This is a genomic window from Chromohalobacter beijerinckii (assembly GCF_023061185.1).
Taxonomy (GTDB): domain Bacteria; phylum Pseudomonadota; class Gammaproteobacteria; order Pseudomonadales; family Halomonadaceae; genus Chromohalobacter; species Chromohalobacter beijerinckii.
This window is the reverse complement of record NZ_JAKGAK010000019.1, coordinates 20,058-45,744: the sequence shown is the minus strand read 5'-3', so window position 1 is coordinate 45,744 and position 25,687 is coordinate 20,058. Positions and strand designations below refer to the sequence as shown.

At 61.9% G+C, this 25,687-nt stretch carries 23 protein-coding genes; 12 read left to right on the top strand and 11 right to left on the bottom strand.

Going from position 1 to position 25,687, the window contains the following annotated elements; genetic code table 11:
• Window positions 1-22: 22 nt before the first annotated feature.
• Entirely contained in the window at window positions 23-1,834 is a 1,812-nt protein-coding gene (locus L1075_RS13200) for an acyl-CoA dehydrogenase C-terminal domain-containing protein (protein ID WP_246942256.1), read from the bottom strand.
• Window positions 1,835-1,959: 125 nt separating this feature from the next.
• Window positions 1,960-2,571 (bottom strand): LysE/ArgO family amino acid transporter, encoded by a 612-nt coding sequence (locus L1075_RS13195; protein ID WP_246942254.1) that lies wholly within the window; start codon window positions 2,569-2,571, stop codon window positions 1,960-1,962.
• 107 nt (window positions 2,572-2,678) lie between these two features.
• Between L1075_RS13195 and L1075_RS13190 the strand changes: the two genes are divergently transcribed.
• Window positions 2,679-3,587 carry a LysR family transcriptional regulator ArgP gene (locus tag L1075_RS13190; RefSeq protein ID WP_075369076.1) on the top strand — a complete coding sequence of 303 codons (909 nt, stop codon included), beginning with the start codon at window positions 2,679-2,681 and terminating at the stop codon, window positions 3,585-3,587.
• A gap of 20 nt (window positions 3,588-3,607) precedes the next feature.
• Here L1075_RS13190 and L1075_RS13185 read toward each other — a convergent pair whose 3' ends face one another.
• The 3 genes from L1075_RS13185 to L1075_RS13175 all read right to left on the bottom strand — a co-directional run bounded on the left by L1075_RS13185 (window position 3,608) and on the right by L1075_RS13175 (window position 8,008).
• The gene (locus L1075_RS13185) at window positions 3,608-3,913 is read right to left on the bottom strand and encodes an MTH1187 family thiamine-binding protein (protein ID WP_097024111.1); all 306 of its coding nucleotides are present in this window, start codon (window positions 3,911-3,913) and stop codon (window positions 3,608-3,610) included.
• 111 nt (window positions 3,914-4,024) lie between these two features.
• Complete coding sequence (gene lolA, locus L1075_RS13180) at window positions 4,025-4,651, bottom strand: outer membrane lipoprotein periplasmic chaperone LolA (protein WP_040242260.1); 627 nt, start codon at window positions 4,649-4,651, stop codon at window positions 4,025-4,027.
• Between the two features lie 126 nt (window positions 4,652-4,777).
• A complete protein-coding gene (locus L1075_RS13175) occupies window positions 4,778-8,008 on the bottom strand; it encodes a DNA translocase FtsK (protein ID WP_378092904.1) in 3,231 nt (1,076 codons plus the stop codon).
• A 294-nt stretch (window positions 8,009-8,302) separates the two neighbouring features.
• Here L1075_RS13175 and aat point away from each other — a divergent pair, with 294 nt between their 5' ends.
• The 3 genes from aat (at window position 8,303) to infA (ending at window position 10,174) form a co-directional block, all read left to right on the top strand.
• Window positions 8,303-9,028 carry a leucyl/phenylalanyl-tRNA--protein transferase gene (aat, locus tag L1075_RS13170; protein WP_052445055.1) on the top strand — a complete coding sequence of 242 codons (726 nt, stop codon included), beginning with the start codon at window positions 8,303-8,305 and terminating at the stop codon, window positions 9,026-9,028.
• The gene (locus L1075_RS13165) at window positions 9,025-9,780 is read left to right on the top strand and encodes an arginyltransferase (RefSeq protein WP_040242263.1); all 756 of its coding nucleotides are present in this window, start codon (window positions 9,025-9,027) and stop codon (window positions 9,778-9,780) included. Before aat ends, L1075_RS13165 begins: the two co-directional genes overlap by 4 nt.
• A gap of 175 nt (window positions 9,781-9,955) precedes the next feature.
• Window positions 9,956-10,174, top strand: coding sequence for a translation initiation factor IF-1 (infA, locus tag L1075_RS13160; protein WP_011507732.1), 219 nt, complete (start codon window positions 9,956-9,958; stop codon window positions 10,172-10,174).
• Between the two features lie 114 nt (window positions 10,175-10,288).
• On the opposite strand, the gene clpA is transcribed toward infA, so the two are convergent.
• Entirely contained in the window at window positions 10,289-12,550 is a 2,262-nt protein-coding gene (clpA, locus tag L1075_RS13155; protein ID WP_040242266.1) for an ATP-dependent Clp protease ATP-binding subunit ClpA, read from the bottom strand.
• Between the two features lie 111 nt (window positions 12,551-12,661).
• On the bottom strand, window positions 12,662-13,057 hold the full coding sequence (clpS, locus tag L1075_RS13150; RefSeq protein ID WP_378092899.1) for an ATP-dependent Clp protease adapter ClpS: 396 nt from the start codon (window positions 13,055-13,057) through the stop codon (window positions 12,662-12,664).
• A gap of 224 nt (window positions 13,058-13,281) precedes the next feature.
• Here clpS and L1075_RS13145 point away from each other — a divergent pair, with 224 nt between their 5' ends.
• The 8 genes from L1075_RS13145 (at window position 13,282) to aceA (ending at window position 21,031) form a co-directional block, all read left to right on the top strand.
• The gene (locus L1075_RS13145; RefSeq protein WP_246895377.1) at window positions 13,282-13,875 is read left to right on the top strand and encodes a pseudouridine synthase; all 594 of its coding nucleotides are present in this window, start codon (window positions 13,282-13,284) and stop codon (window positions 13,873-13,875) included.
• Window positions 13,872-14,321 carry an NUDIX hydrolase gene (locus L1075_RS13140; RefSeq protein WP_246895376.1) on the top strand — a complete coding sequence of 150 codons (450 nt, stop codon included), beginning with the start codon at window positions 13,872-13,874 and terminating at the stop codon, window positions 14,319-14,321. Before L1075_RS13145 ends, L1075_RS13140 begins: the two co-directional genes overlap by 4 nt.
• A gap of 151 nt (window positions 14,322-14,472) precedes the next feature.
• Window positions 14,473-15,627 (top strand): tRNA 2-thiouridine(34) synthase MnmA, encoded by a 1,155-nt coding sequence (gene mnmA / locus L1075_RS13135; protein WP_246942252.1) that lies wholly within the window; start codon window positions 14,473-14,475, stop codon window positions 15,625-15,627.
• On the top strand, window positions 15,624-16,268 hold the full coding sequence (gene hflD, locus L1075_RS13130) for a high frequency lysogenization protein HflD (RefSeq protein ID WP_040242277.1): 645 nt from the start codon (window positions 15,624-15,626) through the stop codon (window positions 16,266-16,268). The genes mnmA and hflD overlap by 4 nt, the downstream gene beginning before the upstream one ends.
• 46 nt (window positions 16,269-16,314) lie before the next feature.
• Window positions 16,315-17,679, top strand: coding sequence for an adenylosuccinate lyase (purB, locus tag L1075_RS13125; protein ID WP_246895374.1), 1,365 nt, complete (start codon window positions 16,315-16,317; stop codon window positions 17,677-17,679).
• A 144-nt stretch (window positions 17,680-17,823) separates the two neighbouring features.
• Window positions 17,824-19,017, top strand: coding sequence for a ribosomal protein uL16 3-hydroxylase (locus L1075_RS13120; RefSeq protein ID WP_040242281.1), 1,194 nt, complete (start codon window positions 17,824-17,826; stop codon window positions 19,015-19,017).
• On the top strand, window positions 19,010-19,435 hold the full coding sequence (locus tag L1075_RS13115; RefSeq protein ID WP_246895373.1) for a GNAT family N-acetyltransferase: 426 nt from the start codon (window positions 19,010-19,012) through the stop codon (window positions 19,433-19,435). The genes L1075_RS13120 and L1075_RS13115 overlap by 8 nt, the downstream gene beginning before the upstream one ends.
• 285 nt (window positions 19,436-19,720) lie before the next feature.
• Window positions 19,721-21,031 carry an isocitrate lyase gene (gene aceA, locus L1075_RS13110; RefSeq protein ID WP_040242286.1) on the top strand — a complete coding sequence of 437 codons (1,311 nt, stop codon included), beginning with the start codon at window positions 19,721-19,723 and terminating at the stop codon, window positions 21,029-21,031.
• A gap of 76 nt (window positions 21,032-21,107) precedes the next feature.
• Here aceA and asd read toward each other — a convergent pair whose 3' ends face one another.
• From asd to leuC, 4 genes are all read right to left on the bottom strand, one after another.
• Window positions 21,108-22,223 carry an aspartate-semialdehyde dehydrogenase gene (gene asd, locus L1075_RS13105; protein ID WP_040242289.1) on the bottom strand — a complete coding sequence of 372 codons (1,116 nt, stop codon included), beginning with the start codon at window positions 22,221-22,223 and terminating at the stop codon, window positions 21,108-21,110.
• A gap of 56 nt (window positions 22,224-22,279) precedes the next feature.
• Window positions 22,280-23,359 (bottom strand): 3-isopropylmalate dehydrogenase, encoded by a 1,080-nt coding sequence (leuB, locus tag L1075_RS13100; protein WP_246942250.1) that lies wholly within the window; start codon window positions 23,357-23,359, stop codon window positions 22,280-22,282.
• 177 nt (window positions 23,360-23,536) lie between these two features.
• The gene (leuD, locus tag L1075_RS13095; protein WP_040242292.1) at window positions 23,537-24,184 is read right to left on the bottom strand and encodes a 3-isopropylmalate dehydratase small subunit; all 648 of its coding nucleotides are present in this window, start codon (window positions 24,182-24,184) and stop codon (window positions 23,537-23,539) included.
• Window positions 24,185-24,186: 2 nt separating this feature from the next.
• Entirely contained in the window at window positions 24,187-25,650 is a 1,464-nt protein-coding gene (leuC, locus tag L1075_RS13090; RefSeq protein WP_246895372.1) for a 3-isopropylmalate dehydratase large subunit, read from the bottom strand.
• Window positions 25,651-25,687: the final 37 nt, after the last annotated feature.

The following is a 25,687-nucleotide window of genomic DNA, read 5'->3' as shown; positions in this document are numbered from 1 at the left end:
GTATGCGAGCCCGAGGCTACGATCACATGGCGAAACCGAGCCCGAAGTCCTCAGCCTGCATGGCCATCAACGTCTCACTACCGGCGCGTATCATCTCGGCATGCGCGCGGGTACGCGGCAACAAACGCTGATAATAGAAGCGGGCGGTCTCGAGTTTGGCACGATAGAACGCCGCATCGTCGGGGTTACTGGCCAGGGCTTGATGCGCTGCCTGCGCCGCTCGGGCCCAGAAAAACGCCAGAGTGACGTAGCCGGAATACATCAGGTAATCGACACTTGCGGCGCCCACTTCTTCGCGATCCTGCATGGCCTTCATGCCGACCGCCATGGTCAGATCGCCCCACTCGGCGTTGAGCTTCGCCAAGGGCATGACGAACTCCGCCATGGCATCGTTCGCTTCATGGGCCTTGCAGAACTTGTGAATCTGCTTGGTGAAGGGCTTCAAGGCCTCTCCCTGGCTCATCAGCACCTTGCGGCCGAGCAGGTCGAGGGCCTGGATACCCGTGGTGCCTTCGTAGAGCCGTGTAATGCGGGCATCCCGCACGTACTGCTCCATACCCCATTCGCGGATGTAGCCGTGCCCCCCGAAGACCTGCACGCCTTCATTGGTAGCCTCGAACCCCACCTCGGTCAAAAACGCCTTGACGATGGGCGTCAGCAAGCCCAGCTCGGTTTCGACCGTTTCGCGCTCGACGTCGGAGGTCGCGCCTTCGACCCGATCCGCGAGTTGCGCGGCATGCAGCACCAGCATGCGACCGCCCTCGGCCAGCGCCTTCTGGGTCAGCAGCATGCGGCGAACATCGGGATGCGAGATGATCGGATCGGCTGGCTTGTCAGTTTCTCGCGCACCGGACAGTGCACGCATCTGCAGACGATCACGGGCGTAGGCCAAGGCATTCTGAAAGCTCACCTCCATCAGCCCCAACCCCTGGATGCCAACGCCGATGCGCGCCACGTTCATCATGGTGAACATGCAAGCTAGCCCCTTGTGGGGTTCGCCAACGAGATACCCCCGTGCGCCATCGAAGTTCATCACGCAAGTGGCATTACCGTGAATACCCATCTTGTGCTCCAGGGCACCGCAGCTTACGGCATTGCGTTCACCGGCTTCGCCCTCGGCATCTGGCAGATACTTGGGCACCACGAATAGGGAAATCCCCTTGGTACCCTCCGGTGCATCGGGCAGTTTGGCCAGGACCAGGTGCACGATGTTCTCGGCCAGGTCATGCTCGCCCGCGGAGATGAAGATCTTGGTCCCGGTGATGAGATAACCCCCCGCCTCGTCGGGACGCGCCCGGGTCTTGATCAGGCCAAGGTCGGTGCCACATTGCGGCTCGGTCAGGCACATGGAGCCCGTCCAAGTGCCATCATTGAGCTTGGTCAGATACTGCGCTTTCTGCTCGACGCTACCATGATGGCGAAGCGCATCGGCGGCGCCCTGGGAAAGCCCCGGGTACATGCCCCACGCCAGATTGCTCGAACACACCATCTCCGAGAGCATCATGCCAAGCGAGGTCGGCAACCCTTGACCGTGATAGGCCGTATCGCCGGCTAGACTCGGCCAGCCGCCTTCCACGTACTGGGCATAGGCCTCCTTGAATCCCGAAGGCGTCAGCACCTCGCCACCTTCGAGTCGACACCCTTGCTCGTCACCGGTTCGGTTGAGCGGCAGTAGCACCTCGCGTGTGAAGCGTGCGCCCTCTTCCAGAATCGCGCTCACCACATCCGGGGTGACCTCATCAGCCTGGGGCAATTGGGCATAATGACGGGGATAATCGAGAATCTCGTCCATCACGAAACGAAAATCGCGTAGCGGCGCCTGATAACTGGGCATCTTGAAGCTCCTGAACGGTACGGGCAGGTATCCCGAGGACATCAAACATTCGTTTGAAATTAAGCGCCGCCAAGCACCAAGTCAAGCGTTCGTTTGAATCTTATGGGATGACATTGGTAGCAAGCTCAGGCAGCACCCAAGGGCGCCGTCGCCAGTTGCCATGCCACTAATAACAGTATGGCGCAGATCCCACCTTCGATGGCCTGCCAGGCACGCGGGTTGGCCAGACGCGGCGCCAACCAGCCCGCACCTCCCACGAGAGCGAAGAACCATCCAAAAGAAGCCATGGCCGCACCGATCACGAAGGCTTCTGGCATTGCTTGCTGTGCACCGATAGCGCCGAGCATGATCACCGTATCCAGATACACATGCGGATTGAGCAAGGTCACGGCCAGCGTCGCCATCAACACACCCCACAAGCGAGGTCGTGTCTCACCATCGGCCTTGAGCGAGGAAGGCCGACGCACGCGACACCAGGCTTGCCACGCCTGCCAGCTCAAGAACGCCACGCCGCCCCAGCGCGCCACTTGCATGAGCCCCGCATGCGATGTCAACAAGGCACCCAGCCCCAGCACGCCCGCACCGATAAGTATCAGATCGCACAATGCACATACGGTCGCTACCCACCAGGGATGTTCATGCATCAGTCCGCGTTGAAGTACGAAAGCATTCTGCGCGCCGATGGCGATGATCAACCCCGCCCCCACGAACAGACCATTGAGCCAGGAGCCCCACATATCCGTTCCCTCCTTTTCACCAGGAAGACATTGATAAGTGGCGCAGAATACGCTTGACTACATAGATAAGTTAAATTAATTCAAGGAATGGGTGATAACGTTTACTGATGCTCGATTACAAACTTCTTGAAGCACTGGCCGTCGTGGTCGACCAGGGAGGGTTCGAACGCGGCGCGCATTACCTGGGACTCACCCAGTCCGCCGTCTCGCAACGCATCAAATTGCTCGAAGCACGCCTCGGACAACCGGTGCTGGTCCGCGCGCCCAAGCTCGCCCCGACCCCATTGGGTCGACGGCTACTCAACCATGTGCAACAGGTTCGGTTGCTCGAGCATGACCTGCTCGATCAGATCCCCGCGCTGGGTGAACGCGAACAACGCCTGCGCCTCGCCATCAATGCCGACAGCCTGGCCACCTGGTGGTCGCCGACCACCGGCGACTTCTGTCGGCGCCAAGGCGTTTTATTGGACTTGATCGTCGAGGATCAGGACGTTGCGCTCAAGCGCATGCGCGATGGCGAGGTCGCCGGCTGCATCTGTGCCACACCGCGCCCCGTTCAAGGTGCCCGCGCGCACGCCCTGGGCAGCATGCGCTACCGTGCCATCGCCAGCCCCGGTTACGTGTCACGCCATTTCAGCGAAGGGCTGACGCACGATGCCTTGCGCAAGGCGCCTGCCATCGTGTTTGGGCCCGATGACCGCCTTCAGCATCGTTATCTGGAGATGCGAGGCTATAAGGAATCCTTTCCGCACCACCTGTGCCCGTCCTCGGAAGGCTTCGTGCATCTGGCCTTGGCCGGCATGGGCTACGGTTTGATTCCCGAACGGCAGGTGGAACGCGAACTACGTGAGGGGCGTCTGGTCGATCTCGACGCAGATAGCTACATCGATGTGCCGTTGTACTGGCATCACTGGCGTCACGGCGGCGACACATTGGACGCTTTGACTGCCCACCTGCTCGACATGAGCAGCGCTTGGCTGATGCCGCCCTCGCCAGAGGCTCAGCCACTACTCTAGACGCGTCTCATGGACCCAAATCAAGGCGACTGCAGGTGCCGCTCGACACTGGCCACCTTGTCATCCATGTGTTGCTCGCGGTCGGTGCGGGTTCCCATCTTCAACGTCGTGGTAATGCGCGGCGCGCCCATCTCGTGCACGCGCTGATGACACGCCTTGACCACCGCCATGACATCGTCCCACGGGCCCTCGATGTTAGTGCCATAGGCGTGCATGCGGTACTCGAGCCCTGAGGCCTCGATGACGCGCTGGCAAGCCGCGACATGTTCTCCCACCGAAACGCCTACCCCCAGCGGCACGACGCATAAATCGACGATGACATGCATGGCCTTCCTCCTCGTCTGGATACTCGCCTGCCGCAAGAACTCTCGGCAAGCGTGCTATGAAACGCAAAACGCCAAGCCACGCGGACCTGGCGTATCAGTAGACGACGTCGGTCAACCGCCTTCGCGGATGACGTCCGCCCCATCGGGAATTTCGAATTCGAAACGCGATGCCGAAATGTCTTCGTTGACGTCGATGTCATCGAAGTTAATCGCTGTACGCTGACCGGTGCTGTCTTCCATCTGCAAGCCCTCCAGGCGATCATCCTCGAAGGTAAGCTCGAGACTCTCGAACAATGTGTCGGGCGCCTTCGGTATGAGCGTGAAGGTTTCGCTTCCGGATTCTTGGCGACTGGTCACCTCATAGTTCTCGGTCAGGGCCTCGGCGCTTCCCGAGAGCAACAACGCTGGCGTATGCGTCACCCGCGTATCGAGCGGGCGAACGCTGACCTGTTGTAGGTCGGGGTCGTAGAGATACACCTTATCGCCGTCAGAGACGACGACCTGCTGGTATGGAGCATCGACTTCCCAGTGAAACTTGCCGGGGCGGGACAACCACATGTGACCTTCGACCTTCTGAAGGCGCTGGCCGCTTCCATCGAGGATCTGCTGTTCGAAATCCGCCGAATAACTTTCCAGCGGCTCCAACAAGTCCGTCAAACGCTCCACACCATCCGCTTGCGCCATACTAGGTAACGCGAGTGCCGCGCCCAGGGCCAAGGCCAGCTTGAATGTTCTCATTACCACTCCTTGTTTGCTCATCCTGCATTACTCGATGTGACGCCAACTCGGGCGAAAAAGTTGCTTCGCACGAGGCGACGTCCATCGTCTTTGCACTTTTTACTGGCCTCTAGAGCGCTTACGCGCTCAATGATCGGCGGCGGGCGGCGATGCCAGCACTTCGCGGGCCCCGTTGGTGCCCATCGACGACACGACGCCTGCCGACTCCATGGTCTCGACCAGGCGTGCAGCCCGGTTATAGCCAATCTTGAAGCGGCGCTGCACCGCCGAGATCGAGGCACGACGTGACTCGGTGACGAACTGCACGGCTTCATCGTAGAGCGCGTCTCGCTCCGGGTCGTCACCATCGCCACCTTCCGCCTCGAGCCCAGTCAAGGCATCGGCCGAGACGCCTCCCGAAAGGATCTCATCGACGTATTCCGGTTCGCCGCGCCGTTTCCAGTCCTCGACGATACGGTGCACTTCATCGTCGTCGACGAAGGCCCCATGCACACGCGTCGGCATGCCGGCGCCGGCCGGTAGATAAAGCATGTCGCCGTGGCCGAGCAGGTTCTCCGCTCCGCCTTGGTCGAGAATGGTGCGCGAATCGACCTTGGAGGAGACTTGGAACGCCATCCGCGTCGGAATATTCGCCTTGATCAGGCCGGTGACCACATCGACCGAGGGACGCTGAGTGGCAAGGATCAAATGGATCCCCGCAGCACGAGCTTTTTGCGCCAGCCGGGCGATCAGCTCTTCGACCTTCTTGCCGACGATCATGAACATGTCGGCGAATTCGTCGATCACGACCACGATGTACGGCAACTTCTCTAGTACCGGGGGCTGCTGATGCATTTCCCACGGCTGCGGCTCCCATAGCGGATCGGCAACCTGGGCGCCATGGCGTTCGGCCTCGTCGAGCTTAGCGTTGAAGCCGGCCAGGTTACGCACCCCCATCGCCGCCATCAGCTTGTAGCGACGCTCCATCTCGGCCACGCACCAGCGCAATGCGTTGGCGGCTTCCTTCATGTCGGTAACCACCGGCGCCAGCAGATGCGGGATGCCGTCGTAGACCGACAGTTCCAGCATCTTGGGATCGACCATGATCATGCGCACTTCATCCGGCGTCGCCTTGAGCAACATCGAGATGAGCATGGCATTGACGCCCACCGACTTGCCCGACCCCGTGGTCCCGGCCACCAGCAGGTGTGGCATCTTATTGAGATTGGTGACCACGGGATTACCGCCGATATCCTGCCCCAGCCCCATGGTGACCGGCGAATCGGCCTGCTGGTAGACATCCGAGTCCAGTACTTCGCGCAGCCGAATCATGGCGCGGTTAGGATTGGGGATTTCGATCCCTACCGTGGGACGCCCAGGGATGATCTCCACCACGCGCACGCTCTTGACCATCAGCGAACGCGCCAAGTCCTTCGATAGATTGCTGATCTTGGAGACTTTGACCCCAGCGGCGGGCTTGATCTCGAAACGGGTGATGACCGGGCCCGGCCAGGTGTCGACGACCTCTGCCTTGACACCATACTCACGCAGCCGCGTTTCCAGCAGCTCGGCCATGTCCGCCAACTGCTCATCGGTATAATTGGGTTTTTGCTCACCGGTCGGCGTCAACAGCCGCAACGTGGGCAACGCCCCCTCGGGCTCGGTCGATGGTACGGTCTCGGGACGCTGATTCTGCAGATGCTCCACCGTCCACAATGCCGGAGCCTCATCATCGCCTTCCGGCTCGCTCGCCGACGGCTCGGCCGTGCGCACGTCGGGCGCTTCCCCGGGGGCGCTTTCTACCTGGCCACGCGGCGCTGACCGTGACAGATCCTCCGAAGGCGCATCCGGCACCTCGGGCTCGGGCGGCGCCGAGGCCGGTGCCGATGAGCGTGCTTCCGGGGCTTCGTCGTCCCAGCTGATGCGGGGGCGTGGCGGCTCCGACGGCGCTTCGGGCGCGGGTTCCGGCGACGTGGCATCCTCGGACGCCGTCGTCGAAGCGTCATCCGACTCGCGTGCTGACGTGGCGGGGGGCGCCGTTCCGACGTCATCATCGTCGCGGCGGGCCTGGATGCCCCAATCGCCGAGCGGAACGTCGTCATCGTCGTCAGCGGTCAGCGGCTCCGGGATGGGTTCAGGAACACGCCGTCGGGTAACATCGGCGCGCATCGAGGCCGTAGAGCTCGTATCCGCTTGGGACGGCGTCTGAGACGTCACGTCAGGCTCATCGGAGGCATGCTCCGTGGGGCGAGGTTTCTCGCTCTCGCCACGCTCGTTGAGAGAGCGATCATGCGGCGCTGTGGTAGTGGCCGCATGGCGCTGTGGTGCACCCGAGGCGGCGAAGCCGGCCCGCTCGTCATCGGCACGCTGGCGGGCCGTATAGGCAGCATCCGGGCGCTTGGCAGAGGGCGTATGCTCAGGAACATCCCAGGGGATATCGGTTTTGCCATCATTACGCCAAGCAGAGGTTTCAAGCGTGGGCTCGGTGGTCTCGAAGGACGGTTCCACACGGCGCTCACTGGCCGTTGCATACGATGGCTCAGAGGTCGCACCTGCCAATTGCGGGGCGCGCCGTGACGCGCGCCAGCGCTGCCACCACGAGGGGCGTTTTTTCTCGTCCGCCGGCGCCTCATCCTCCTCCAATGGCGCATCAGCCTCGGCGGCGTCCATGTCGTCATCGTCGTAGGCATCACGCCGCTGAGCGAGACGTTGCCGACTCCCGCGCCACTTGGCAATGCTCCACGCCAGCAGGCGATACATGGCACGCCCGAGTTCATCCATGACTGCCAGCCAGGTCATGCCGGTGAACAGGGTAAAACCGCACATGAAAGCCACCAGCGAGACCAGTGTGGTGCCCTGCATGTTGAGCAAGGGCTGCAGGGCACCGACCAGCCCTTCGCCGAGAATACCACCCGCCGCGTAAGGCAGTTCGCTGTCGGGATGATAGAAATGCAGCGCCCCCAAGGTGGTCGTGCTCAGCAATAGCAGTACCAGGCCGCTGGTACGTACCGAAAGCACCGTCGGGTCCCAGGCGATGTTCACTTCCCGTGCACGCAGCATCCGCCAGGCCGCGAAGCCGAACATGCCTGGCCACCATAAGGCGCTAGCACCGAATAGCGAATACAACACATCCGACAACCACGCCCCGACGGGGCCCATCCAGTTATTGATCGTTTGATTGGGGCCACTATGTGACCAGCCCGGGTCGCCAGGCACATAGCTGAAAAGCGACAACAGGAGAAAGACACAGATAGCAAGCAGCACGATGGCCGCACCTTCGCGCGTCACGCCCTGCAAATGCATTACGACTCGGCGCGCCTGCTCCTTGGCCTGGGACGCTGTTTGTCCACGCTCGTTGCGTTTTCCATTGACACTCAAGTGGCCATCCCCCTTGCGCCACGTATGGCGATACCTAATGTTGCCGACACTACCCGACGCGTGCCGTCCACTATCGTTCACGTACGAAAAAACGGCTCGCATCTCATCCGATGGGCTTTTCTGGTTTGCCATCATACCCACCCCATGCGCTGCGTCACAGGGGAAAAACCATACCTCTCGTTGTCGCGAAAGGGCGACGCCACGCGGCTGGGAGGCGAAGCGGGTAGTTATCGATGCCATACCTGGCGTACGCTGAAACTCCCTCTTGAACGATATCAGCAGAGACGCATGCCCATGTTGCCTTGGTTACCTCCCCACCGGGTCGGTTTCCCACCCGTCGAACAAGCGTTACGCGAGCCCGACGGGCTGCTTGCTGCCGGCGGCGAGCTTTCGCCGGACTGGTTGCGCTGCGCCTATCGACGCGGCATATTCCCATGGTTTGCACCGGGTGAACCCATCCTGTGGTGGAGTCCCGACCCACGTCTGGTGTTGTTTCCTGACGAGATTCACGTGCGCCGCAGCCTCGCCAAGCGCCTGCGCAACGCCGGTTTCACGGTAACCTTCGACCACGCTTTCAGCGCTGTCATCGACGCTTGCGCCGCCCCTCGCGAAGACTACGCAGGCACCTGGATCACCCCGGAGATGCGCCACGCCTACTGCCGCTTGCATGCTGAAGGCATTGCCCATTCGGTGGAGGTATGGCGCGATGGCGAGCTGGTCGGCGGTCTCTACGGGATCGGTCTGGGCGGCGTGTTCTTCGGCGAGTCGATGTTCAGCCGCGTCGCCGATGCGTCGAAAGTGGCGCTGGTGCATCTTGCACGGCATCTGGCAGCACACGGCGGGCGACTGATCGACTGTCAGGTGCATACGCCCCATCTGGCCAGTCTTGGCGCACGCAGCATCGCCCGTTCAACATTCATCGACTACCTTGACCAATATGTGGAGAGTCATGGATCACCGATGCTGTGGTCTTCCTCTACGCCCGATCATTTCCCAGTCGAAGAGCCGAAGCCAACGTGAGCAGCAACACGCCGTCCCAACTCACGCGAGATCTGCGTTTCTTCCTCACGGTCCCGCATGGATGCAGTTATCTACCAGACCGCGAGGCGACCACGCTATTTCTGGACCCTCAGGAACAGCCAGGTCAAGGCGTCTACGACGCGCTGTCGTTGCTGGGCTTTCGGCGCAGTGGCCGCCATCTCTATCGCCCACACTGCGAGGGATGCCGGGCTTGCATTTCAGTGCGTATCCCGGTGCAAGACTTCGCGGCCTCTCGCACGCAGCGTAAGCTGATGTCACGTAATGCCGACCTCGAAACACGCATACGGCCGGCAGCTTTCCATGAAGAACATTATGCGCTTTATGCACGTTACATTCGCACCCGCCACGCCGATGGCGACATGTTCCCGCCCAGCCACGAGCAATACCGCACCTTCCTGACCCTGGATCACCCCTACGCACGCTTGATCGAATTTCGTCTGGAGGGCCAACTGCTTGCCGTGGCGGCGACGGATCTTCTGAGCCATGGCGTGTCGGCCATTTACACCTTCTTCGACCCGGGGGCGGAATTCGAGCGCCGCTCTCTTGGCGCCTACTCGATCCTCCATCAGATCGAGCTGGCGCGTCGGCTCGAGCTCCCCCACGTCTACCTCGGCTACTGGATTCGCCAGTGTCGCAAGATGCGCTACAAGCAGGATTTTCAGCCTCTAGAATACCTCGATGGCCGATATTGGCGGCGTCGAATCCCCCTATCCGATACTCCCTCATCATGATGTCAGCGTAACATCATGCACATGATTTTTGCCTTAACCCTCGGCATGCGGCAGAATATCGGGCTATCTTCAAAATCGACGCTGACCACGGTCGGTAATTAGTGCTGGCAACGGCAACGCAAACCGTGGCGCACTTACGAAGAAGCTTTCAACGCAATACGAGGAAACGCCTAATATGGCACGTGAAGACCATATTGAAATGGAAGGTGTCGTGGTCGATACCCTTCCCAACACCATGTTCCGAGTCGAACTGGAAAACGGGCACGTCGTGACGGCCCACATCTCCGGCAAGATGCGCAAGAACTACATCCGCATTCTGACCGGCGACAAGGTCAAGGTCGAACTGACCCCGTACGATCTTTCCAAGGGTCGCATCGTCTACCGCGCCCGCTGAGCCATCATCACGGCGCACTCGCGCTGTCGGCTTGCCACTGCGCCCACGAAAAACGCCCCGTCATGACGACAGGGCGTGAAGCGTGCGGCGTTACGGTGTGAGTTGAGCGGTTGCTCAGGCCACAGCCGCCTCCGTCTCCAAGTGTAGCTCGCCTTCTTCAATGGTGACGTAGACTACGCCGCCGTGCTCGGCGAGGTCGCCGAACAAGATCATCTCGGCAAGCGGCTTCTTGAGCTTCTCTTGGATGACACGCGCCATCGGACGCGCCCCCATTTCCGGATCGTAGCCCTCTTCGGCAAGCCAGGCTCGCGCCGATTCATCGACATCCAACTGAACGCGTTTCTCGTCGAGTTGCGCCTGGAGTTCAACCAGGAACTTGTCGACCACGTTGCGCACCACCGAGGGCGCCAGGCCATGGAACTGGATGATGCCGTCCAGGCGATTGCGGAACTCGGGCGAGAAGGTCTTACGCAGCACTTCCATGGCATCCGAGGAGTGATCCTGTGTCTGGAAGCCGATGGAGCGCCGAGCGATCTGCTCGGCCCCGGCATTCGAGGTCATAATCACGATCACATGGCGGAAATCGGCCTCACGACCGTTGTTGTCCGTCAGGCGGCCATGATCCATGACCTGCAGCAGCAGGTTGAAGACCTCGGGGTGCGCCTTCTCGATCTCGTCGAGCAACAGCACGCAATGCGGCTGTTTGGTGATCGCCTCGGTCAGCAAGCCGCCTTGGTCGTATCCGACATAGCCGGGAGGAGCGCCGATCAGACGCGACACCGTGTGGCGCTCCATGTACTCGGACATATCGAAGCGCACCAGTTCGATGCCCATCAACTGCGACAGCTGGCGCGCCACCTCGGTCTTGCCGACACCGGTCGGCCCCGAGAACAGGAAGCTGCCCACTGGCTTGTCGGGCGATTTCAGCCCCGCGCGCGATAGCTTGATCGCCGCCGAGAGGCTGGTAATGGCTTCATCCTGACCGAATACCAGCATCTTGAGATCGCGCTCGAGATTCGACAACAAGGTGCGGTCCGAACTGGAGACACTCTTCGGCGGAATCCGTGCAATGGAGGCGACCACTGCCTCGACTTGGTCGACATCGATGGTCGAGACGCGCATTTCCGGCGGCAACAACCGCTGATGCGCCCCCGCCTCGTCGATCACATCGATGGCCTTGTCCGGCAGGAAGCGATCGTTGATATAACGATCCGCCAGACGCACCGCGCTGTCCAGCGCACCATCGGTGTACTTGAGCGCGTGATGCTCCTCGAAGCGTCCACGCAACCCCTTGAGGATGCGAATGGTGTCGTCCACCGTCGGCTCGGGCACGTCGACTTTCTGGAAGCGCCGCGCCAAGGCACGATCCTTTTCGAAGATGCCACGATACTCCTGGAAAGTGGTCGAGCCGATACAGCGCAACTCGCCCGAAGACAGCAGCGGCTTGAGCAGGTTGGAGGCGTCCATGACGCCGCCCGATGCGGCGCCGGCACCGATCACGGTATGAATCTCGTCGATGAACAAGATCGAGTTAGGCTGTTTGCGCAACTCGGCCAGCAGCCCCTTGAGCCGCTTCTCGAAGTCACCCCGGTACTTGGTGCCGGCCAGCAAGGTCCCCATGTCCAGCGAGTAGACGACACCATCGCTGATCACATCGGGGACATCTTCCTCGACGATACGCTTGGCCAGGCCTTCGGCGATGGCGGTCTTGCCGACACCGGCCTCGCCCACCAGCAACGGATTGTTCTTGCGCCGCCGCGCAAGGATCTGAATCACGCGCTCCAGCTCATGGTCGCGACCGATCAACGGATCGATCTTGCCCAGGCGCGCCTGTTCGTTGAGGTTGGTGGCATAGCCCGTCAGCGGATGGGGGCTACCCTCCGACACGCCCTCTTCGGCCTCTTCACTTTCATGAGAGGAAGGAGACTGCCCATGTCCGGCAACCTTGGAAATGCCATGCGCGATGTAATTCACCGCATCGACGCGCGCAACATTCTGTTGTTTGAGGAAGTAGACGGCCTGACTTTCCTGCTCTGAGAAGATCGCGACCAGGACGTTGGCCCCCGTGACTTCCGATTTCCCCGAGGATTGCACATGGAAGACGGCGCGCTGCAGTACGCGCTGGAAGCCCAGCGTGGGCTGCGTTTCACGATCTTCCTGATCGTCGGGAATCAAGGGGGTGGTGGAATTGATGAAGTCCTGCAGATCGGCGCGCAGCTTTTCGAGATTGGCGCCGCAGGCTCGCAACACATCGGCCGCGGAGGCATTGTCCAACAACGCCAGCAGCAGGTGTTCCACGGTCATGAACTCGTGGCGCTTGGAGCGCGCCACGGTGAAGGCCGTGTTCAGGGTGAGTTCAAGTTCTTTGCTCAACATGGCAATCCCCTCTTAGCCGCCTATGGCGTCTGTCGGCACTTTCACAATCGGGCACAAACAGAGGTTATGCAAGTGCTACCTTGGACCACGACTTAACGTAGTAGTGCCGTCTCAGTCCGCCTCGTCGATATCGCACAGTAACGGATGCTGACATTCGCGTGCGTACTCGTTGACTTGATGACATTTGGTTTCCGCGATATCACGGGTAAAGATGCCGCAGGTCGCCTTGCCATGAGTATGCACGACAAGCATGATCTGCACGGCTTTCTCCCGCTCCAACGCAAAGAAGGTTTGCAGCACCTCGACGACGAACTCCATGGGAGTGAAGTCATCGTTGTGCAGCACGACCTTGTACATCGGCGGCTTAGCCAGCTCTGGGTCCGCCGACTGGACCGATACGTCGCCCTCCGGGTCTTCGTGGGGATCCTCGCCAGGCGGTCGTGTCATGCCAAGGATGACCGCCGCGTCAGGCGCTCGAGGTACGAATGGGCTTTCTGTTTCAAACATAGATGGAAATTTCCGTAAGTGCGCGCCGGATAGGCAATACGAAGCCCTGGGGCCATCACCGCCGCCTATCTTCGGTCTCTTCAATGTGCGGCCGGCTGGGCATGGATACAAGGTAGACACCACGAAAAAGCCCACTCCTGACAGGAGCAAGTATGGCATCGCGCCCCGAGTGCGGAGTAGGCTTTGCCCATCGCCGCTGCTTGTCGAAAGGTCCGAGACCGCCCATGAGTTCGCTGTACCTGCTGCATAAACCTTATCAAATGCTCTCGCAGTTTACCGATACGCAAGGCAGGGCAACGCTCGCCAACGTCATCGACGTCCCCGAGGTATACCCCGCCGGGCGTCTCGATTACGACTCTGAGGGCCTGCTCCTGCTGACCGACGACGGCGCCCTGGCCCACCGCATCAGCCATCCGCGTCACAAGCAGCCCAAAACCTACTGGGTGCAAGTCGAAGGCGCGCCCGGGGAAACGACCCTAAATGCGCTGCGCAGCGGCGTCACGCTAAAAGATGGCCCAACGCGTCCCGCCCAGGTGCGGCGTCTCGAGGCACCCGGTATCGCACCACGCCAACCGCCGGTACGCTACCGCGAGGCCATTCCCACCGCCTGGCTCGAAATCGTCCTCAACGAAGGCCGCAACCGGCAGGTCCGCCGCATGACGGCACATGTCGGTCATCCTACGCTGCGGTTGGTCCGCGTCGCCATTGGTCCGTGGCGCCTCGACGACCTCGCGCCGGGCGCCTGGCGTAAGGAGACGTTGCATGCGCCGCGCCCCCAGGCCCGCACACCCGATAAGCGCCAACGGAGGCGTCGATGAGCCGCTGGACGCCACACGTCACTGTTGCCAGCGTCGTCGAACGCGCGGGCCGTTACCTGCTGGTCGAGGAGGACAAGGGCGGCCCGTTCAGCCTCTTCAACCAGCCCGCCGGCCACCTCGAACCCGGCGAGCGTCTGACCCAGGCTGCCGAACGCGAAACCCGCGAGGAAGCTGCCTGGCACATCACGTTGACCGGCTATCTGGGGCTTTACGTGTATACCGCCCCCAATGAGTTGACGTTTCACAGCCATGCCTTCGTGGGAATTCCCCTGGCGCATCTGGGCAACGACCTGGACAGTGGCATCGTCGCCGCACATTGGCTCACGCTCGACGAAATCGAGGCGCTAGAACGCGCGCACCGCCTGCGCAGCCCGCTGGTGCTCAAGCGCATACGCGACGCCAAGGCCGGACGCCAGTTTCCGCTCGATGTGATTCACGAACGCTGATGGCTCAATTCAAGAGCGCTGATGGCTCAATTCACGAGCACTGATGGCTCAATTCACGAGCGCTGATGGCTCAAGCTCGAAGCACGAAGCCGGTTTCAGGTATAATATCGCCCCGAACATCAATCCATCCTCAACCCATTCGAGAGTGACCATGTCTCACGCCACGGAATCCTCCACCGCGGGGGCCGCTACCGCGTGCAAAGTCATCGTCGGCATGTCCGGCGGCGTCGATTCGTCCGTGACCGCCCTCGTCCTGCTGGAGCAGGGCTACGAGGTCGAAGGCCTGTTCATGAAGAACTGGGACGAGGACGACGGCACCGAGTACTGCACCGCCAAGGACGACCTTGCCGATGCCCAGGCCGTGTGCGACAAGCTCGGCATTCGGTTACATACCGCGAACTTCGCCGCCGAGTACTGGGATAACGTCTTCGAACATTTCCTCGCCGAGTACAAGGCCGGGCGGACGCCCAACCCGGATATCCTTTGCAACCGCGAGATCAAGTTCAAGGTCTTCCTCGAATACGCCGAAATGCTTGGCGCCGAACGCATCGCTACCGGGCATTACGTGCGCAACGGCGAGCGTGACGGTCGCGTGCGCCTGCTCAAAGGCTTGGATGCCAACAAGGACCAGAGCTACTTCCTGCACGCCGTACCGGAAGTCGCCATCGCGCGTACGCTGTTCCCGGTCGGCGAGATGGAGAAAAGCGAGGTCCGCGCCATCGCCGAGCGCCATGGTCTGGCCACCGCGCGCAAGAAGGACTCTACCGGCATCTGCTTCATCGGTGAGCGGCGCTTCGGCGACTTCTTGAAGCAGTACTTGCCCGCACAGCCTGGCACGATCGAAACGCCCGAGGGAGAGGTCATTGGCGAGCACATGGGGCTGATGTATTACACCCTCGGACAGCGCCAGGGCCTGGGCATCGGCGGCCTGCCCAACCATCCTGACGCCCCCTGGTACGTGGCCGCCAAGGACCTCGAGCGTAACGTCCTGGTCGCCGTGCAGGGCAAGCACCATCCGCTTTTGTACACCGACAGCCTGAGCACCGAGCCCGTGGAGTGGGTCGCCGGTCAGCCGCCGGCACCGGAAGCACGTCTCCAAGCCAAGACCCGCTACCGTCAGCAGGACGTCGCCTGTCAGGTTCGCGTGCTCGAAGACGGCGGTATCGAAGCATTCTTCGACGATCCCCAGCGCGCCGTCACACCGGGCCAGTCGCTGGTGCTCTACGAAGATGATATCTGCCTGGGCGGCGGCGTCATTCGCCAGACATGGAACCGACACGCGCGCCAAGGAGACAACGCCGCATGACGCCCACCCCGATTCAAAGCGCACCACAAAGCGCCGTCGCTCGCCAGGCCCTGGCCCTGGCGGGGGTCTTCCAGGCCGCCGCGGTAGTCGACGAGCTGGCCCGTACTGGGCAGTGCGACGAACGCGCCTGGAACACGCTGATTCATGCCACGCTGGAAACCAACCCAGAAAGCTTCGCGGCGATCTACGGCGGCCATCACAACAATCTGCGTCTGGGCATCGACACCCTCAGCGCGGTGATGGATCGCCAGCGCAACGACCCCGCCGTGATGCGTTACGGCTTCTCGCTGGTGCTGCTGATGCAGAAGCTGCGCAAGGACGATGCCATGCTAGCCTCGCTGGGAGAGCGTCTGGGGCGCGTTCAGGGCCAAGCCAAGCATTTCGGCGAGACGCACGAAAACGTGATCGCCAGTCTCGGTCAGCTCTATCAGGACACGCTGTCCACGTTTCGTTACCGCATCGTCGTCCAAGGCGACCCCAGCTTGCTGCAAAGCAGGATGATGCCCGAGCGCGTGCGAGCTGCTTTGCTGACGGGCGTACGTTTCGCCCTGCTTTGGCACCAGCAAGGCGGCCGCCGCTGGAAGCTGCTGCTTCAGCGTCAGTCCATCAAGAAATCACTCAATGCCCTCGACGACCGCTAACGGTCCTCGCCGCGCGATTCGATCCACGACCCGGAAGACGACATCCATGGAACTTTCCGCTCTCACCGCCCTATCCCCCGTCGATGGTCGCTATGGTGCCAAGGCTGCGGCCCTGCGCGAGCATTTCAGCGAGTATGGCCTGATTCGTGCCCGCGTGACCGTCGAAGTCCGCTGGCTGGAACGTCTCGCCGCACATCCGCAGATTACTGAAGTGCCGCCGCTTTCGGCACAGGCCACGGCCTTTCTCGGCCAGCTGGTGAGTGAGTTCTCGGTCGCCGACGCCGAACGCATCAAGGAGATCGAGCGTACCACCAACCATGACGTCAAAGCGGTGGAGTACTTCCTGAAGGAAAAGGTCGCCGACTTTCCGGAGCTGCATGCGGTCACCGAGTTCATCCATTTCGCCTGCACCAGTGAGGACATCAACAACCTCTCCCACGGGGTGATGCTGCGCGGTGGCCTCGACACCTTGTTGCCCACGCTGCGTGAGATCGTCACCGCGGTCGAGCGCCTGGCCCACGAGCACGCCGAGCAACCCATGCTTTCGCGCACCCACGGCCAGACCGCCAGCCCCACCACGCTGGGCAAGGAAATGGCCAACGTGGCGTATCGCCTGCGCCGCCAGCTCAAGCAGATCGAAGCCGCCGAGATCCTCGGCAAGATCAACGGCGCAGTGGGCAACTACAACGCCCACTTCACCACCTATCCGGAAATCGATTGGGTCGAGAACGCACGCATTTTCGTCGAGAACTTGGGGCTGACCTTCAATCCCTATACCACGCAGATCGAGCCGCACGACTACATCGCCGAACTGTTCGATGCCATCGCGCGCTTCAACACCATCTTGATCGACTTCGACCGCGACGTGTGGGGCTATATCTCGCTGGGCTACTTCAAGCAGAAGACCGTCGAGGGCGAGATCGGCTCTTCGACCATGCCCCACAAGGTCAATCCCATCGATTTCGAGAATTCCGAGGGCAATCTCGGCCTCTCCAACGCCCTGCTCGGCCACCTCGCCGAGAAGCTACCGATTTCTCGCTGGCAGCGCGACCTGACCGATTCCACGGTACTGCGCAACCTCGGCGTAGGCCTGGCATACGGGCTGATCGCCTACCAGGCCACACTCAAAGGGGTCAGCAAGCTGGAGGCCAATCCGGCCCGCCTCGACGAGGACCTCGATCAGAACTGGGAAGTCCTCGCCGAGCCGATCCAGACCGTGATGCGCCGCTACGGTATCGAAAAGCCTTATGAAAAGCTCAAGACCCTGACGCGCGGCAAGCGAGTCGACCAGGCCGGGTTCGCGGCCTTCATCGACAGCCTGGAATTGCCCGACGACGTCAAGACCGAGCTCAAGGCACTGACCCCGGCCACCTATATCGGGAATGCCAGCGAGCAAGCTCGCAAGCTATAAGTAGCAGGAAGCTGGAAGGCATCATGAACTCGCTACCAACGGTGCCAAGCCGTTTCTTCCGGCTTCCAGGCGCGCAGCGCCGCTCTTCAAGCTTCACACATGGTCGCGGTTGCCCACTCATCCCTTTCGAGTCCCGAGATTCTTATGTCGAGCGACACTCCCCTATCGATACTCGGCGGTTTGACCGCCGAGACTTTCCTGCGTGACTACTGGCAGAAAAAACCGCTGCTGATTCGTGGCGCATTCCCTGACTTCGAGTCGCCGCTTGCCCCGGAGGAACTCGCCGGCCTGGCCTGTGAAGACGGCATCGAAGCCCGACTCGTCGAGGCGCATGGCCCCGACAAGCCGTGGCAGGTCAGCCATGGGCCTTTCGATGATGCCACCTTCGCGCGCCTGCCCGACCGGGAATGGTCCCTACTGGTCCAGGCCGTCGATCATTACGTGCCCGAGGTCGCTGCCCTGCTCGAAGCCTTCGATTTCCTGCCGCGCTGGCGCCTCGACGACGTCATGGTCAGTTACGCGCCGCCCGAGGGCAGTGTCGGCCCCCATGTCGACAGCTACGATGTCTTCCTGCTCCAGGGCAGCGGTCAGCGGCGCTGGCAACTCGGTGGTGAGCAGCCCGACGACGCCCCCATCGTCTCAGGCGTCGACCTGCGCATGCTCGAACGCTTCGAGGTCGCCCCTGGCGAGGACTGGGTACTCGAGCCCGGCGACATGCTGTATCTGCCACCGCGTATCGCCCATCACGGGGTCAGCCAGAGCGCCGACTGCATGACCTACTCGATCGGCTTCCGCGCGCCCTCAACCGACGAAATCATCACCTCGTTCGCCGACTATCTCGGTGAAATGCAGTCCGAGACCTCGCGCTACACCGACCCTGATCTGCGCCCCATCGAACACGCCGGCCGCGTCGATGACGACGCCATCGCGCGTCTGCGCACCTTGGTGCTGTCGGTGATCGACGATCCGGCGCAGATGACACAATGGTTCGGACGCGTAATGACCCAACCCAAGTATGCCGATCAGCTCGCGCCCCTCGAGACACCCACCGACAGCGACGCCATCACCGAGGGGCTGTCACAGGGACACTACTTGGAACGCGCCCTGGGCTCGCGCTTCGCATTTCACGAGGAGAACGGCCGCACCACGCTGTTCACGGATGGCGACGGCCATGACTGCCCGCCTGGTCTCGCGCGTCTGCTGGCCGATACCACGCCACTGCATGCCGCCACGCTGGCATCTCACCTCGATGATCAGGCGCTGACGCTACTCGCCAAGCTGGTCAGTCAAGGCAGCCTCCACTGGCAAGACGAGACGCAGGAAAACGACGATGAGTGAACGGCATATCACCAACGGTGACTGGGAGACGCTGGGTTCGGCGTGTAGCGCGATCCGCAAGGTCGTGTTCATCGAGGAGCAAAACGTTCCCCAGTCGGAAGAGTGGGATGGCCGCGACCCGCAATGTCTGCATTTCCTGCTCCATGTCGATGATCGCGCCGTGGGCACGGCGCGCCTCTTGCCGGATGGCCATATCGGGCGCGTGGCGATTCTCGAGGAAGCCCGCGGCCAAGGGCTAGGCCTGCATTTGATGGAAGCGATTCTCGTGGTGGCCCGCGAAGCCGGCCACCATACCGTGCATTTGGATGCTCAGACCTACGCGATCCCTTTCTACGAACGTTTGGGCTTTACCGCGTATGGCGATGAGTTCCTCGATGCCAACATCCCCCATTACCATATGAGCCTGCGTTTTCAATAAGTTGTCTTGGACCTTTCTTACCCCTCGGAAAAAAGCTACATGATGCCGCGCCATTCGGGCGTCATGTAGTCAAACTACAACGTTTCCTGCGCCTAACTAGGCATTGTTGCCACGCCTTGTGTGCGTCATATTTTCTCTAAAGCCGAGGTTAAAACGGTTGTTTTACCGCAGCGCAATATCCGCGTCATTACGCGTACCGCAGCGGAAAATATCGTACTTCGGCTGAACGTGAAATGCCCTTTCGGGCACGCTCTAAACGCTCACGATGACCAAGAGGCAAGCGACATGTCCCAGACACGCGAACAGCAAATCGCCGCATTGGAAAAGGATTGGAACGAGAATCCGCGCTGGAAGGACGTCACGCGTCCGTATAGTGCCGAGGAAGTCGTAAGGCTTCGTGGTAGCGTCAATGAAGCGCATACGCTCGCCACGATAGGCGCCGAAAAGCTCTGGCGCCTAGTCAACGGCGAGGCTCGCAAAGGCTACGTCAACTGTCTCGGCGCGCTGACAGGCGGCCAAGCCATGCAACAGGTCAAGGCGGGTATCGAAGCGATCTATCTCTCAGGCTGGCAGGTCGCCGCCGACAACAACAGCTACCTGTCGATGTACCCCGACCAGTCGCTCTACCCGGTGGACTCGGTGCCCAAGGTCGTCGAGCGTATCAACAACAGCTTCCGCCGCGCGGATCAGATCCAGTGGCAGAAAGGCGCCAACCCCGGCGATGCCGACTTCGTCGATTACTTCGCGCCCATCGTCGCCGACGCCGAGGCGGGGTTCGGCGGCGTGCTCAACGCCTATGAACTGATGACGGCGATGATTCGTGCCGGTGCCAGCGGCGTGCATTTCGAGGATCAACTCGCCGCGGTCAAGAAATGCGGCCACATGGGGGGCAAGGTGCTGGTGCCGACCCAGGAAGCCGTGCAGAAACTGGTCGCTGCACGACTGGCTGCCGATGTGGCAGGCACATCGACGCTAGTCATCGCGCGCACCGATGCCAACGCCGCCGATCTGATTACCGCCGACGTGGATGATTACGACAAGCCCTTCATCACCGGCGAGCGCACCGCCGAAGGCTTCTACCGGGTCAGCGCCGGGCTCGATCAAGCCATCGCCCGAGGCCTGGCCTACGCGCCCTTCGCGGATGTGATCTGGTGCGAAACCGCCAAGCCGGATCTCGACGAGGCCAAGCGTTTCGCCGATGCGATCCACCGCGAATATCCCAATCAGCTGTTGGCCTACAACTGCTCGCCGTCGTTCAACTGGAAGAAGAATCTAGACGACGCCGAGATCGCCGGCTTCCAGAAAGCCCTGGCCGATATGGGCTACACCTACCAATTCATCACCTTAGCCGGCATTCACAACATGTGGTACAACATGTTCGATCTCGCCCACGCCTACGCCCAAGGCGAAGGCATGAAGCATTATGTCGAGAAGGTCCAGCAGCCTGAATTCGAAGCGGCCGAGCGTGGCTACACTTTCGTCGCCCACCAGCAGGAAGTCGGTACCGGCTACTTCGACGACATGACCAACATCATTCAAGGCGGCGTATCATCGGTGACCGCGCTCAAGGGCTCTACCGAGGAAGCGCAGTTCTGACACGTCGCACACTCGCCTAAAACGAGAAGGGCGCCCGTTCTTGGGCGCCCTTCTCATTGCCTGACCGGCGACCCGATCAACGCTGCTCGCGGAGGATGCCCAGCATCCGCTTGAGCGGCTCCGCCGCGCCCCACAGCAGCTGATCGCCCACCGAAAAGGCGGACAGATATTCGCCGCCCATGGCCAGCTTACGCAAGCGCCCGACCGGCACGTCCAACGTGCCGGTAGCGGCCGCCGGTGTCAGGCCGCTCAAGGTGGCGTCTTTCTCATTGGGAATCACCTTCGCCCACTGGTTGTGCTTGGCTAGACGATCCTCGATCTCGTCGATCGGCACATCCTGCTTGAGCTTGATGGTGAACGCCTGGCTATGCGAACGCATCGCGCCGATGCGCACGCACAAGCCGTCGATGGGAATCGGCGAGTCACCGGTGGCGAGAATCTTGTTGCTCTCGACCCCGCCTTTCCACTCTTCCTTGCTCTGACCGTTGTCCATCGCCTTGTCGATCCACGGCAACAGGCTGCCGGCCAGTGGCTCACCGAACTGCTCGGTGGGAAAATCACCGCCGCGCATGGTCTGCGTCACCTGACGGTCGATATCCAGGATCGCACTGCCGGGATCGGCCAGCGAGGATGCCGCAGCACCGTGCAGGGCACCCATCTGGGAAAGTAGCTCGCGCATGTGCTTGGCGCCCGAGCCCGATGCGGCCTGGTAGGTCATGGAGGTCATCCACTCCACCATATTGGCCTCGAACAAACCGCCCAGGCCCAGCAGCATCAGGCTGACGGTGCAATTGCCGCCCACGAACGTCTTGCCGCCATTGGCGAGACTGCGCTCGATGACGTGGCGGTTGACCGGGTCGAGCACGATGGTCGCCTCGTCCGCCATGCGCAGCGTGCTGGCGGCGTCGATCCAATAGCCCTGCCAGCCGGCCTCGCGCAGCGGGCGGTAGACGCTTTCCGTATAGTCGCCACCCTGAGCGGTGACCACCACGTCGAGACTCTTGAGGGCCTCCAGGTCACGGGCATCCTTGAGGGGCGGCACTTCAACCCCGATGTCGGGGCCAGGCTGGCCGACCTGGGAGGTGGTGAAGAACACCGGCTCGAGGCCGCTGAAATCGCCATCCTCGCGCATGCGTTGCATGAGGACGGACCCCACCATTCCTCGCCAACCGACAAAACCGACTCTAAGCATGTGTCGTCCTCCTGAAATCTACGAATGGGCGTACGGCCATGATACGTGAGCCGCGCTCATTGCGCCTGGAATGCCGCCAACACGGCATCGCCCATCGCCTGGGTCGAGACGGGGGCCGTGCCCTCGAAGGCGATATCGGCGGTACGCAGCCCCTGATCGAGCACCGAACCCACGGCGCGTTCGATGCGCTCGGCGAGCTGCGGCGCCTCGAGGGAATAGCGCAGCATCATGGCCACGGACAAGATCGTCGCCAACGGGTTGGCGACGCCTTGCCCGGCAATATCCGGCGCGCTGCCGTGACAGGGCTCGTGCATGCCCTGACGTTGTTCGTTGAGCGATGCCGAGGGCAACATGCCGATCGAGCCCGTCAGCATCGCCGCAGCGTCGGAGAGGATATCACCGAACATGTTGCCGGTAACGATGACGTCGAACTGCTTCGGCGCGCGCACCAGCTGCATGGCGGCGTTGTCGACGTACATGTGCGACAGTTCGACATCCGGATACTCCGGCGCCAGTCGCTCCATGACCTCGCGCCACAGGATGGTGGCCTCGAGCACGTTGGCCTTGTCCACCGAGCAGAGCTTGCCACCGCGTGCGCGCGCCATCTCGAAGGCCACGCGGCCGATGCGCTCGATCTCGTGCTCGGCGTAGATATAGGTATTGAAGCCGACCTTCTCGCCGTCGCGCTCCTCAATGCCCCGCGGCTGACCGAAATAGATGCCGCCGGTGAGCTCGCGCACGATCATGATGTCCAGCCCGGCGACGATCTCGGGCTTGAGGCTCGAAGCCGAGGCCAATTGCGGATACAACAGCGCCGGACGCAGGTTACCGAACAGGTTGAGGTTCTTGCGCAGCCCCAGCAGTCCTTTCTCCGGACGCTTGGCCAGATCCTCGATCTTGTCCCACTGGGGGCCGCCCACGGCGCCCAGCAACACCGCATCGGCCGCCTTGGCACGCGCCAGCGTCTCGTCGGGCAACGGCACGCCATGGGCGTCGATACCCGCTCCGCCGACCAGACCTTCCTCGACGCTGGCTTCCAGGCCCGCCTCGCGGCACGCGTTGAGGATCTTGACCGCCTCGCGGGTGATTTCCGGGCCGATACCGTCGCCCGGCAGAACGAGAATCTTGCGACTCATGGCGTACTCTCTCGCAACTCGACACATCATCATGAATGACGTGATGATTGGTTCGTGGGTGGCCGGCGCCGCGACGCCGACCACGGGAAGATGGGCGTTCCCTGCCATCCCGACTCATTGAGCCGGGCCTCCCTATCGGTTGTGTCCAGCGTTGTTGTTATTCAAAGACCGCCGGCGTCATCCGGCCTGGCGGAACAACCACGGCCGCGCCTGGCGATGACGCTTTTCGAAGTCATCGATAGCGTCGGCGTCCTTCAAGGTCAGGCCGATATCGTCCAGCCCTTCGAGCAGGCAATGCTTGCGGAACGAGTCGACCTCGAAGGTCAGCACTTCGCCGCTGGGTGTGGTGACCTGCTGCTTTTCCAGATCGACATCCAGGCGATAGCCTTCTTCGGCCTCGGCTTCCCGGAATAGCCGATCCACCGTGGCCTCGTCGAACGTGATCAGCAACAGGCCGTTCTTGAAGGCATTGTTGAAGAAGATATCCGCGAAGCTAGGCGCGATGATCACGCGAAACCCGAAGTCTTCCAGTGCCCAGGGGGCATGCTCGCGCGAGCTGCCGCAGCCGAAGTTGCGGCGTGCCAGCAATACGCTGGCGCCCTGATAACGCGTCTGATTGAGCACGAAATCCGGATTGAGCGGGCGGTTGGCGACGTCCTGGCCCGGATAGCCCTCGTCCAGGTAGCGCAGCTCATCGAACAGATTGGGGCCGAAGCCGGTGCGCTTGATCGACTTCAGAAACTGCTTGGGAATGATCAGGTCGGTATCCACGTTGGCGCGATCCATGGGCGCCACGAGGCCCTGATGACGATCGAACTGTCGCATGCTCACGCCTCCTGTACTTGGCTGTCATCGTTGGCGGCGCGCTCGGCCCCGAAATCGCGCACATCGACGAAGTGCCCGGCGATGGCGGCGGCAGCAGCCATGGCGGGGCTCACCAGATGCGTGCGGCCTCCGTAGCCCTGGCGTCCCTCGAAGTTACGATTGGACGTCGAAGCGCAATGCTCGCCGGTCCCCAACTTGTCGGCATTCATCGCCAAGCACATGGAGCACCCCGGCTCGCGCCATTCGAATCCCGCCTCGAGGAATATCTTGTCCAGCCCTTCCTCCTCGGCCTGGCGCTTGACCAGCCCGGAGCCGGGTACGACCATCGCCAGTTGGATGGAATCCGCCACCTTGCGCCCTTTGGCGACCTTGGCCGCCTCGCGCAAGTCTTCGATGCGCGAGTTGGTGCACGAGCCGATGAAGACCTTGTCGAGCTGGATATCGGTGATCTGCTGCCCCGCGTGAAGCCCCATGTACTCGAGGGCACGCGAGACGCCGCGCTGCACAGTCTCGTCGCCGGCGGCGGCAGGATCCGGTACCTGCGCGCCGACACCGGCGACCATTTCCGGGCTCGTTCCCCAGGTGACCTGCGGCTCGATCTCGGCGGCGTCGAGTTCGACCACCTTGTCGAACGGCGCATCGTCGTCGGAGACCAGCTCGCGCCAGTCGGCGACCGCCGCATCCCAGTATTCCTCACTGGGCGCAAAGGGACGCCGACGCAGATACTCGACCGTGGTCTCGTCGACCGCCACCAGCCCTACGCGCGCGCCAGCTTCGATGGCCATGTTGCAGATGGTCATGCGGCCTTCCATGGACAGGTCGCGAATCGCGCTACCGGCGAACTCGATGGCATAGCCTGTGCCGCCGGCGGTACCGATCTTGCCGATCACCGCCAGCACGATGTCCTTCGCCGTCACGCCGAGACCCAGCTCGCCCTCGACGCGCACTTGCATGTTCTTCATCTTGCGCTGGATCAGGCACTGGGTCGCCAGCACGTGCTCGACCTCAGAGGTACCGATGCCATGTGCTAGAGCCCCGAAGGCGCCGTGTGTGGCGGTGTGAGAATCGCCGCAGACGACCGTCATACCCGGCTGCGTGGCGCCTTGCTCCGGCCCGACCACGTGTACGATGCCCTGGCGCGCATCGTTGATGCGGAACTCTTCGATGCCGAAGCTGGTGCAGTTGTCATCCAGCGTCTCGACCTGAATGCGCGAGACCGGGTCAACGATGCCCGCGTTGCCCTCGGCACGCTCCTTGAGCGTGGTCGGCACGTTATGGTCCGGCGTGGCGAGATTGGTATCCAGCCGCCACGGCTTGCGTCCGGCGAGACGCAGCCCCTCGAAGGCCTGCGGTGAGGTCACCTCGTGGAGCAGGTGACGGTCGATGTAGATCAACGCCGTGCCATCGTCGCGTTCCTTTACCAGGTGCCGCGACCAGAGCTTGTCGTAAAGAGTCTGGCCTGCCATGGAATCTCCTCCACTCGTGCCTTCCCGACCGGGAAGA